A 9767-nucleotide genomic window follows, 5' to 3' on the forward strand; every position below is an offset into this window, starting at 1 on the left:
AGGAGACTTTCTCATTCGTGATTATCCAGAACTTCTTCACGAACGGCGCCTTCGACGTCCAAGTGACCTTCAGACCCGACGGAAGGGCAACGATGTCGCCTGCCTTGAAATGATATTCCTCGCCAGTCTCCTCATTCACCATATGGACCTGCCCTTCGAGCAGCAGCATGGTCTCGTCTCCGAGCGGAGCGGTATATGGGATCGTGGAAGACCCGTCCGGCTTGCAGCCTGCGATGCCGACCCCAGTGCGCCAGAGTCCGCATTTCAGCGTTCCCGTGCTTCCAGTTGACCGGAGCGCAAAAAGTTCTCCGCAAGTCTGCGGACCGTGGTCGGGCTCGACCCACTTGTAGGCCTCCCATGCGTCCGGATTGTCGCTGATATTGCCGACTAAAACATCGGTCTCGCGGGTCCCGGGATTTGGACTGTCCCAAATAACCCAGAACTTCTTGAGAAACGGCGGGTCGATGTCCCAACTCAATACGACATCTTTCGGATGGCTGATCATTGAGCCGGCTTCAAGCCGATATTTTTTGCCTGTAGCCGCTATAGTGACAGTTACCGATCCTTCGAGGATCACTATGGTTTCATCGCCAAGCGGGGCTGAATAGTCGACGTGACATGAACCATCGGCTTCGCATCCGGCAATGCCAATGCCGGTCCGCCAGAGGCCGGCTTGTAGCGACCCACCAGTGCCCTTGCTTCGAATGACGGCGACCTCACCTTTGGCTTGCGCACCGAATTTTGGATCGTCCCACGCAAACGGGACCCAGTTGCCTGGGTTGTAGTTTCGGTTACCTACTTCGATTTGCCGCTGGAGTGCCGTTTCGTCGTTCTGTCTACGCACAGCGCCGTTGCTCATGCCATTCTCCTCTTGCGAAGCGCTACCTATCACCTGCTCTGCCCACGGCTGGAAGCCGTTGGCCGATTAGGCCTTGTGGCACTGAGAATAAGCGCACAGCTCAGCTACGACCTAGGTCCGGTGACGCGATTTCTGATGGCGCCAGAGCGGAGGATCGGCGATACCGCGATTGAGCTTGGACATCCCGAGCTGCGGCGAGGTCGCAGAACTGCGCTGTCGATCCAACCTGGCAATAAACTCGAGATTTGCGCGCCGCTCGCCTGTCGGCTCTTCGTCATTAATCGGGCTTCCTCAGTTGTTCGAGCTAGGCGTCTTCCCGCATCTCGCCCTTGGCCCGCCAGATCGGGAAGCAGTCTCTTTCGTCCACCAACTCAGCCGGCCGACGTGAAGGCATCGAATCGGTCAGACAGGCATCTAATCTCCGACTTATTTCTTCTGGATCGAGGTCAGTGCCAATGAAGACAAGCTCCTGTTTGCGGTCGCCATACCGCGGGTCCCACGAAGCTTCGAGCGACCTTCGCCAGTTTGGATCGGTCGGCCAGTACTCTTCGTCAACCGCTGACCACCACCAGCTCCTCCCACTGGTGCGAACGAGCGCTCCGCAATGACTCAGTTCGCCCACCCACCGCGGTCTGGTAGCCAGCCAGAAGAATCCCTTTGCTCGCAGCACCCCGTTCCAGGAACTGGCGAGAAACTCGGAGAAGCGCATCGGATCGAACGGTCGGCGCGCACGATAAACGAAGCTCGCTATTCCGTACTCTTCCGTTTCGGGAACGTGATCCTTGAAACCTTCAAGCTCCCTTTTCCAAAGAGGATGCAACTCGGCTCGTTCGGCGTCGAACCGATTTACGCCAACGATCGCCTTTAGTGGTATGCGCCCAAAATTCGCCTCTATGAGTTCGGCATCGGCGTTCAATCCTCTGATGATCGAATAGGCAGCGAACCGCTGCTCCGTCGTAGCGGAGGAAATCTTGTTAAGAACGATCGTATCGGCAAACTCTATCTGATCGACCAATAGCTCGACGATCGTGCGCTTATCATCGGAGGACGCGGACGATCCCCTTGTCGCGACCAAATCGCGTGACCAGAACTCCTCAGCGAAGCGTATGATATCGACGATGGTCACCATATTGTCGATGTACGCAACGTCCTGAAGGCTCGAGCCGTCTTCCTCTTGATAAGAGAATGCAGCCGCAATGGGCAGTGGCTCGGAAATTCCAGTTGCTTCGATGACGAGATTGTCAAACTTCCGCTCGGCAGCAAGCCGCCGGACCTCCTCGATCAGATCGCCGCGAAGCGTGCAACAGATGCATCCGTTGCTTAGCTCGACGAGCATCTCTTGCGTGCGCGATAACTGAGCTCCGCCGGTTCTCAACAATTCACCGTCGATGTTGACGGCAGACATATCGTTCACGATCACCGCTATTCTGCGACCGAGGCGATTCAGGAGCAGTTCGTTCAACAGGGTTGTCTTTTCCGCCCCCAGAAACCCCGACAGCACGGTGACTGGAAGTCTTCGAACTTCTCGCTGCGGCATCAAGCCGTCACTCCATTAAGCTCTGGCGTTTCGCCATGCCTTAGCCGATGAACAACGTGCTCGCTGGGATTCGCCGGATATCCGTGAACACTCTGCAATTGTTCGCCCGACGCAGTTCATCGGGCTTTCTCTTTAGGCTCCAGGTCCACAAGGGCCTGCGAAGCACTTCGGACGAGCCTCCTACTCCGCGGCAACCGCGGCCGGAGTCGGCGCGACATCCTTGAACACAGCAGTGCTATTCGCCGTTTCCGTCATCACCGGGAAGATAAAACCGCACTTCGGGCAAGGTTTTGCCAAGGCGGCCTGCTCCACTGCAACATCGTAGGCAGTGTCGCTAATGTGCGCGCAGGCAGGACACACGCGAATGAGGCGGGCGTTCTTGTATTCGAAATTGACGATGATGTCTTCCATGATCGCGCCGGTTCGGACGGCCCATTCCTTTGCGTGTTTGTGATAAGTATCCATGTGCCAGTCTTTGAGAGCTTCGAAGCTCGTCCAAAAGCTGACCTCATTGTACCAATGCGGATCATCGGGATGGACCCACCATGTCAGATGAAGAAATCCGGGCAGCTTCTTGAGTTGATGACGCACGTTTGCGAAAACGACTTGAAACTTCTTGTACCCGTCCTCGCTCGAAAATCGCACGCGCTGCATGCTCTGATAGACTGCCATTGTTCCTCGTGCTCCTTGGATAGCGCCACCAACGGTCACAGTTTAGAGCGATTCCGAACAGAGGGTTTGGACCAGTCGCAGAATTTACATTTGGTCCAGGCGAGCCGAAAAAAGCGGCATGTCGCTTCACTGGCATTCGCCTGCACGAGTGGCTCCGTGCGAAGTTCGCCAGGCACGCTCCGATGAGGTCTATCTTCCGCAGCACGGGTTCGATGGAGCCGGAAGAATACGGGTGTCGCTGGTGCGCAATTTGCATTGCTGCCTCCAGTCTTCGGCTAGCTTTTCAATGGCGTTAGCTTCAAAATAGAGAAAAGTGGCGACGCCATTCAAAGCGGCGGCAAGCAGAGCCTGCCTCACGCGCCCTGATCGCCAGGTCTTGTTGCACCGGGGCCGTGGAACACAGGCTACAAATCGCGGATGGGTCCAGCGACAAGAAAAGGTTTGATACCAGTAGAGGAGCCCTTACTCTAAGGCATTCTTTCTGGCGCGGTGGCATACGGATTGCTTGGAGGAGGCATCATGCAGCTGCCGATTGTCTTAGGCGCCGGGAGACGCATTCCACTCCAACAGCAGCTCGTGGACCAGATCCACGGGATGATTTCGCGTGGAGTTCTCCTGCCGGGGACACAGATTCCGTCCAGCCGCGAGATGGCGGACCACCTCGGAATCTCAAGGCGCACCGTGGTGCTGGCCTATGACCGTTTGATTGACGATGGGTTCATCGAAACACGACCGGCGCGTGGCACCTTCGTTTGCAACCAACTGCCGAGCCAATGCCTTCGCATAAGCTCCATTGCGCCGAGCCAGGACTCCAGTCCAGCTCTTATGGAGAAGGCTAGTGACGACGTTGGGGGTATGAGGCTTTTCCAGCCCGCTGGCGATCGATTACCCTATGACTTTCGTATTGGAAAACCCGACCCATCTCTCTTTCCACGAAACCATTGGCGGCGGCTGACTTCAGATCTTCTCGAGGCCTTCACACGGGTCGTCAGCGACTACAACCATCCGGCAGGTCACCCGCTGCTCAGGAGTGCGATCGCTCAGCACCTCCGAACGGCACGCGGGATCCTGTGCCGCCCCGAGCAGGTGATCGTAACGGCGGGTGCACAGGAAGGGCTCAACCTCGTCGCACGTTTGATGAATATTCACGGCAAACCAGTCGTTGTGGAGGATCCCTGTTACTGCGGCGCAGCACAGACGTTTCTCAGTCTGGGCGGTGAGCTCACGCCCGTGGCTGTTACGGACGACGGCATCGATACCGACTTGCTGCCAACGCGAGCAGGGTGTTTGGGTTATGTGACCCCTTCACGTCAGTTTCCGCTCGGTGTCACCATGTCGCAAGAACGACGTCTGGCTTTGATCGCCTGGGCGCGATCGACCGGGACGCTCTTGATCGAGGACGACTATGACAGCGACTTCCGGCACAACTCGTCCCCACTCGTTGCGCTTCAAGCGCTCGGCGCGGAATGTGTCGTGTATTTGGGCACCTTCTCCAAGTCGATCGGTCCGGGGCTTCGGCTTGGATATGCTGTCTTCCCGGATCACCTTGCCGACTCGGCTGCCGCGCTCAAGTCGATCATGAACAATGGTCATCCTTGGCTCGAACAAGCCGTCACGGCTCAGTTCATCACGTCAGGAGCATTCGAACATCATCTTTCCCACATGCGAACCGCCTATCTGGAGCGTAGGAATGCCCTTGTGAATGGTCTCAAGGCAACGTTTCCCACAACTTCGACAAGCGGCTACGAAGGAGGCATGCATCTCGTCTGGGAGCTCAGTTCCGAATTACCGTCCGCATCGGAGGTCCGATCGCAGTGCCGAAAGCTCGGCGTAGGCGTGTACACCCTCGACGCAAGTCCAAGTTTCCAGGTCGAATCTCGATCGGAGCACGAACGGCGGCTGCTGCTCGGCTACGCGAGCTTAACCCGCGAGCAGATCATGACCGGGATTTCCCGCATTGACGTGGCTTTCCAAGACGTACCAGTCACGAACCGATTACCATTTGGATTTCGGACACAGTTTTAGCTCGCACAAGCGTGCGCCGACGATCCGGCAGATCCCGCTTGGTCTCACACGGATCAGTCGTTGGTCCCATCAAATTTTGACCGCCTGCCACCTCGGGGCTGATCTCAGTCGATGCCCTCTCGCCGACCAGGTCGAGCGCTCAGCCTCATCGTTGCCAAGATCGCGGGTGCACAGGAACGGGCGAATTGCCTTCGACACTGGCCAACTTCGCTTTCGGAGCCACCCACCAAATCGAAATCTTGGTGGACAGGTCCTCTTGATCCCTATCGGCAGGATCAATCGGCATTAACAAGATTGCCCTACCTTGGCCTGAGCCGCCGCGCCGCTGAAATCGACGCGATGTGGTGCATAAGGCGAGGCTTGATCCTCAAAACACCTTGAATCGGGGTAACTTCTGCCCCCACAGCCCCTAGAGCGTGATGAAGTTAGGTTCGTGCATATCCTGAGTTTGCCAAGTAGCTTGCGCATTCTTTGGGCGTGAAGAGCTGCAGAACCTGGCCGATGGCGAGGCAGACAGCGTCGACGGTTCGGGCGGCCGCTTTTCGGAGAAAGTGCTTGAGCTTGGCAAAGACCTGTTCGATGGGATTCAGGTCGGGTGAGTATTTCGGCAGGAAGAAGAGCTTGGCTCCCGCGGAGCGGATGAGCTGACGCACGATTTTGCCTCGGTGGCTGCCGAGGTTGTCCATCACGACGACGTCGCCGGGACGAAGTGTCGGGAGGAGGACCTTTTCGACGTAGAGGCGAAAGCTGTCGCCGTCGATCGGGCCCTCGATAAACCATGGCGCCTCGATCCGGTCATGGCGCAAGGCGGCCAGGAAGGTCATGGTCTTCCAGCGGCCGTGTGGAACCTTGGTGGGAAGCCTCTGGCCACGCGGCGCCCATCCCCGCAAAGCCGCCATATCGGTTCTGGTCCAGGTCTCGTCGATGAAGACCAGGCGCTCAGGCTCGACGCGATCTTGATATTTGATCCACTGGGCCCGCCGCCTTGCCACGTCGGGACGATCGCGTTCGCCAGCCACCACGCTTTTTTTGAAGCTGAGTTTCTCGGCATGGACGAACTCCCACACCGAGCGGTAGTCGACCTTCAGCCCGCGTTCGGCGAGCTCGGCAACCAGCCCGCGCAAGGTGAAATCGCCCGCCTTGATCCGCTCCAACACCCAGACACGGTGTTCGCCAGAAATCGCTTTCGGCCGGTGCCCACCCATCTTGCCGGGCGCGATGCTGCCGGTCTCGCGCTGCCGGCGCACCCATCCAATGGCCGTGCTGGCGGCGATCCCGAACTGCTCGGCCGCCTCATGGCACGACAGCCCTCCACTCACAACCGCCGCAACGACCCGCTTCCTCAAATCCAAAGAGTAAGGCTTGCCCATCCATGCCGGCCTCCAGCCCAGCCAGCATGGTGAATCAGAAACCGCCTGATTTGGGAATCCCAAATCGATTCAAGCTAACTTCATCCCGCTTTAGTCAAGTGACGCAGTCCGCGCTTGTCCAGCGCGCTGAACCAGGATAGCGGCACTCGTGATGTCACCATACTTCTGTCGTCAATGGCCGACCTGTACGCTCGTATCCGTGGAAGACGGCCTCACCAATGGCGGCGTTCAGGCCCACCACTGGCGAGTGTACGCCGGCCGCAACTGCACGACATCATCAAGCAAGACCCGTACAATTATTTGACAGCGCCTGATGGAGAATTCCACTAGCAATTACTTTTCGGCGCGCAGGCATTGTACGGTGGAGAGGAAGGGTTACTCGCGCTCCAATTCCTCGAGGGCTTGGCTGCTGCAGCGACCCGAGTTTGCAGCGTCCCCGACTTGAGTCGACGCGGACCGCTATAGAGCGACCTGCGCAAACTACTTTAACCGACAACGACGAGTACGATGTGGACGCGGTCTGCGAATTTCGTGGTTTGACGAAGCTGGAGAAACCGCAGGCACAACTCAAAGGAATGCTTGAAGTCGAGATGCGTGCCTACGCGCATGCGCATGGCATGATCAAGCCGCTGGAGGAGCATCGTCGGTGTTGGCGGCAGCCTTACGCAGATGGCGCCCAGTTCCACATCGACGTCACGCCTGCGGTGCTGAGTGGCGAGGAACTCACCGCGATGCTCAAGATGCGCCTGATGGACACCTCGCTTGCCAGCACGAGCATCTCCATCACTGCAACAAGCATCCGCGCTATCGCGTCATCACGCAGGATTGGCAGAGGTCGAAGCCACGCGGTTATCTCAAATGGTTCCTGATCCGCATGGGCGCCGTCTATGAGAAGCGCAAGGGCAAGCTTGTTCAGAAAGGTATCCGCGCAGTTACCGAGCCCATTCCGGATTATAGCGTTCGGACGCCTCTCCAGCAGTGCATCATGATCCTGAAGCGACATCGCGACATCATGTTCATCGACCGCTGCGATGAGAAGCCGATTTCGATCATCCTGACCACGCTCGCTGCCCATTCGTACGAAGGCGAAGAGAAGCTGTCGGACGCCCTGTACGCTATCTTGTCGAAGATGGACCAGTTCATCGAACGTCGGGCAGACGGCAGCTATGTTATCGCGAATCCCAGCGGCCCGCTCGAGAACTTCGCCGACAAGTGGAAGGAACACCCGGAACGCGCCTTGGCGTTCGAAGCCTGGCTTGCGCGAGCGCGCTCGGATTTCGCAAGGATCGCGGCACTGTTAAACAAGCAGCTAATCGCGGAATATCTGGAAACCGGAGTTGGGCTATGCACTGTGTTGTTTAGATGACGCGTCCTCCCGCCAACCTCGATTCCCTCGACCTGCTCTGCCATTGCTGTCAGGATGGCACTCGCCTCCAGCCTGGCTAACATCCGGCCAGCACACACGTGCAGTCCGTGACCAAACGCGACATGGTCTGCCGCGTGCCGCCCAATATCAAATCGATCGGGATCGGCGCACTTTCTCTCATCGCGGTTCGCTGACGCGTAGAGGACGACGACGCTTGCGCCTTCGGGTAAAGCAACACCAGCCAATTCGGTGGCCACTCTAGTCACTCGTTTGAAGCCCAGCGCGGGTGATTCGATACGAAGAATTTCATTATAGGCGCGCCCCACCATTGCTGGCCGCTCGCGCAGCTTTTGCCACTGATCGGGATTTTGTCCGAACAAGTCGAGCGCGTTTGCGATCGAACTGATTGTCGTGTCAATGCCGGCGACCAGGTAAGCCGCCATGAGAGGATGACACTGATCACGCCGGATGATGCCTTTATCAGCCGCTTCATACAGCGCAGATCCGAGACTGCCGTTTCTGAGACGGCTGGGGTCCTGGTCAAGCCACTTGATGTACTCAAAACACTCCAAGAAAACAGGAAGCGACCGTTCGTAACGATCGTTCTGAGGACCCATGACATTGAAATTTGCATCGCCCCACGCCAGCAGGCGATTACGACCTTCAGTCGGAAGCCCGATCAGTTCGCCGACGATTTTCAGCGGAAACACGCCAGCAAAGTCACGCACGCCATCGAACTTGCCGCGCTGCTTTACCGCGTTTACGAGGGCATTCGCCTCAGCCTGTACGCGAGATTGAATTTCGTTCATGCCTTTGGGCGACAATCGATCGCCGAGTGCATTGCGAAGCGAGGTATGGTCCGGAAGATCAACGAAGCTGATCGATAGTCTGCCGCTCATGACGGTCTGGCTCCTGGTTGCACCAACCACAATCCGAGGGATTGGCAGCCCGAACGACTTATCGGTTCGCAGCGGACCTGACTCGGAATCGGCCGTTCTAAGCACAATCGAGCCTAGTGGGCCGTGATCATTCCAGTGCCGCCTGAGGTCCGCCTCCGTCAGCCTCAGTTCCGGCAGGCCCGAGATAAGGTCGGCCTCTAAGGCTGCATCCGTTCGGCGATACCTTCAAAGGCCCGCTCGGGGCCGCGCGCATTTCCATGGGCTGCTGACGATGAGCAGCTATTCCCCGGATTGCCGCAGGTTCGCTTCCATTTCTGCAACAATGTCTTGCAAGAGACGGATAGCGAGCGGGTCAGTGACCTCACGCTCCATCAGGCGGTAGCGCATCACCTGCTCAATCCACCCGTCCTCGTTGCGAAGGGCTCCCCCACCAAGATGTGTGAGCAAAACCACATTCGACATGCCCCGTTGTTTGTTCAGGACAGCAGCCAACAAGGTGGCCTCATAGGCCGCCTCCAGAACGAGTGACGCGAAGGGCTTCCAGTGCGCCGACGGAACACGCGAATAATTGATCGGTAGCGCCGAGCAAAACACCTGGGAAACCCGCGGTCGATGTGATCCCTCAGCGTCAGTGACCTCCACGTCGCTATGCACACCGACGCGCAGCCTGCCGCGCAACGTATCGAGCTGGACTGGCGTCATCCCTTTCAAGTGCTCCCCGATAGCGTCAAGCCCGACGCGGGTGCGCAGGGCGTAGCCGTTAGTCATCTGCCACAAAGCCTCGACCGGCCTATTCAGGTCCGCGGCCAGGGCTTCACCAACGCCGGCCAGTCCGTCGAGCTGACGCGTTGCTGTCTGTCCGTAACTGTCGCCAACTGGAGCGAAGTAGTTCCTGTAGATCGTCGCCGCTCCGGCTCTCCAAACCGATGCTCACCATCGGAGTTGGCAGCGCTCCACGCTGTCTTGTGTTCTCGTTGCCTAGAGCGCGATGAGATTAGGTTTGATCTTGAGCACTCGGCGGGCGTGACGGTGTCGAGAA

At 57.9% G+C, this 9767-nt stretch carries 8 protein-coding genes; 2 read left to right on the plus strand and 6 right to left on the minus strand.

Annotation, left to right across the window (positions count from 1 at the left end; all coding sequences use genetic code 11):
• From CWO89_RS35450 to CWO89_RS35460, 3 genes are all read right to left on the minus strand, one after another.
• Positions 1-859: cupin domain-containing protein (locus CWO89_RS35450; protein ID WP_130583068.1), on the minus strand; the 859-nt coding region annotated here is incomplete at its 3' end.
• Between the two features lie 304 nt (positions 860-1163).
• Positions 1164-2396, minus strand: a complete 1233-nt coding sequence (locus CWO89_RS35455; protein WP_130583069.1) for a GTP-binding protein — start codon at positions 2394-2396, stop codon at positions 1164-1166.
• Between the two features lie 180 nt (positions 2397-2576).
• Positions 2577-3068: an antibiotic biosynthesis monooxygenase family protein gene (locus CWO89_RS35460; protein ID WP_130583070.1), complete on the minus strand. Its 492-nt coding sequence runs from the start codon at positions 3066-3068 to the stop codon at positions 2577-2579.
• Between the two features lie 519 nt (positions 3069-3587).
• Here CWO89_RS35460 and pdxR point away from each other — a divergent pair.
• Entirely contained in the window at positions 3588-5093 is a 1506-nt protein-coding gene (pdxR, locus tag CWO89_RS35465) for a MocR-like pyridoxine biosynthesis transcription factor PdxR (RefSeq protein ID WP_130583071.1), read from the plus strand.
• A 425-nt stretch (positions 5094-5518) separates the two neighbouring features.
• Here pdxR and CWO89_RS35470 read toward each other — a convergent pair whose 3' ends face one another.
• A complete protein-coding gene (locus CWO89_RS35470; protein ID WP_130583072.1) occupies positions 5519-6463 on the minus strand; it encodes an IS630 family transposase in 945 nt (314 codons plus the stop codon).
• 509 nt (positions 6464-6972) lie between these two features.
• Here CWO89_RS35470 and CWO89_RS35475 point away from each other — a divergent pair.
• Positions 6973-7332: a hypothetical protein gene (locus tag CWO89_RS35475; protein ID WP_130583073.1), complete on the plus strand. Its 360-nt coding sequence runs from the start codon at positions 6973-6975 to the stop codon at positions 7330-7332.
• A gap of 295 nt (positions 7333-7627) precedes the next feature.
• On the opposite strand, the gene CWO89_RS35480 is transcribed toward CWO89_RS35475, so the two are convergent.
• Together CWO89_RS35480 and CWO89_RS35485 are read right to left on the minus strand one after the other, a co-directional pair.
• Complete coding sequence (locus CWO89_RS35480) at positions 7628-8728, minus strand: cytochrome P450 (RefSeq protein ID WP_130583074.1); 1101 nt, start codon at positions 8726-8728, stop codon at positions 7628-7630.
• 279 nt (positions 8729-9007) lie between these two features.
• Positions 9008-9496: a hypothetical protein gene (locus CWO89_RS35485; protein ID WP_130583075.1), complete on the minus strand. Its 489-nt coding sequence runs from the start codon at positions 9494-9496 to the stop codon at positions 9008-9010.
• Positions 9497-9767: the final 271 nt, after the last annotated feature.

It is taken from the genome of Bradyrhizobium sp. Leo170, from assembly GCF_004296405.1.
GTDB lineage: Bacteria > Pseudomonadota > Alphaproteobacteria > Rhizobiales > Xanthobacteraceae > Bradyrhizobium.

What these genes read in the sequence shown, in the direction of transcription:
- CWO89_RS35455 (WP_130583069.1), bottom strand. Translation starts at nt 2,396, where the DNA reads ATGCCGCAGCGAGAAGTTCGAAGACTTCCAGTCACCGTGCTGTCGGGG.
- CWO89_RS35460 (WP_130583070.1), bottom strand. Translation starts at nt 3,068, where the DNA reads ATGGCAGTCTATCAGAGCATGCAGCGCGTGCGATTTTCGAGCGAGGAC.
- pdxR (WP_130583071.1), top strand. Translation starts at nt 3,588, where the DNA reads ATGCAGCTGCCGATTGTCTTAGGCGCCGGGAGACGCATTCCACTCCAA.
- CWO89_RS35470 (WP_130583072.1), bottom strand. Translation starts at nt 6,463, where the DNA reads ATGGGCAAGCCTTACTCTTTGGATTTGAGGAAGCGGGTCGTTGCGGCG.
- CWO89_RS35480 (WP_130583074.1), bottom strand. Translation starts at nt 8,728, where the DNA reads ATGAGCGGCAGACTATCGATCAGCTTCGTTGATCTTCCGGACCATACC.
- CWO89_RS35485 (WP_130583075.1), bottom strand. Translation starts at nt 9,496, where the DNA reads ATGACTAACGGCTACGCCCTGCGCACCCGCGTCGGGCTTGACGCTATC.